This window comes from Streptomyces recifensis, from assembly GCF_002154615.1.
GTDB lineage: Bacteria > Actinomycetota > Actinomycetes > Streptomycetales > Streptomycetaceae > Streptomyces > Streptomyces griseoluteus.
Window position 1 is genome coordinate 1 of record NZ_MUNH01000815.1, and the last position, 1,121, is coordinate 1,121.

A 1,121-nucleotide genomic window follows, 5' to 3' on the forward strand; every position below is an offset into this window, starting at 1 on the left:
CCCTCGCTCCCTACGAAGGCACCCCCGGCGCCCCCGACACCGTCCGCCTGCACACCGGCGGTGCCTGGCGCGACGTACCCCTGCACCGCCGGGAGGCCCTGCCGCCCGGTGACACCGTCGCCGGCCCCGCGATCATCACCGAGGCCGGCACCACGACCGTCGTCGACGAGGGCTGGCAGGCCACCGCGAACGACCACGGACATCTGGTGATGGAACGGACGGCCGTCACTGAGAGTTCCCGGCCCGACACGGAAGTGGACCCGGTCCTGCTGGAGGTCTTCAACAACCTCTTCATGTCCATCGCCGAGCAGATGGGCGCCCAACTGGAGTCCACCGCCCAGTCGGTCAACATCAAGGAGCGCCTGGACTTCTCCTGCGCCCTCTTCGACCCGGACGGCAACCTGGTGGCCAACGCCCCGCACATCCCCGTCCACCTCGGCTCCATGGGCGCCGGCGTCAAAGAGGTCGTCCGGCGTCGGGGTGCGCGGATGCGGCCCGGCGACAGCTACGCGGTCAACGATCCGTACCACGGCGGCACCCACCTGCCCGACATCACTGTGATCACCCCGGTCTTCGGGGGCGGGCCAGGTGACCCCGAGATCCTGTTCCACGTCGCCTCCCGCGGACACCACGCCGAGATCGGCGGCATCGCCCCCGGCTCCATGCCGGCCGGCAGCCGCACCATCGAGGAGGAAGGCGTCCTCTTCGACAACTGGCTGCTCACCGAGGACGGCCGCCTCCGCGAGGAGGAGACCCGCCGGCTGCTCTCCGACGCCCCGTACCCCTCGCGCAACCCCGCCACCAACCTCGCCGACCTGCGCGCCCAGATCGCCGCCAACCGCAAGGGCGCCGACGAACTGGGCCGCATGATCGAGGAGTTCGGCCTCGACGTGGTCCAGGCGTACATGCGGCACGTGCAGGACAACGCCGAGGAATCCGTCCGGCGCGTCATCGACGCCCTGGACGACGGGGAGTACGCCTACGAGACCGACTCGGGCGCCGTGATCCGTGTCCAGGTGCGGGTCGACCGGGCCGCGCGCCGGGCCACCATCGACTTCACCGGCACCTCCGCCCAGCTCGGCACCAACTTCAACGCCCCTTCCGCCGTCGTCCACGCGGCC

The 1,121-nt window shown here is 71.2% G+C and carries 1 protein-coding gene; it reads left to right on the forward strand.

All coding sequences use genetic code 11. The features are described from left to right. A partial coding sequence (locus CCN33_RS30000) for a hydantoinase B/oxoprolinase family protein (RefSeq protein WP_208621978.1) occupies positions 1 to 1,121 on the forward strand: 1,121 nt, incomplete at both ends.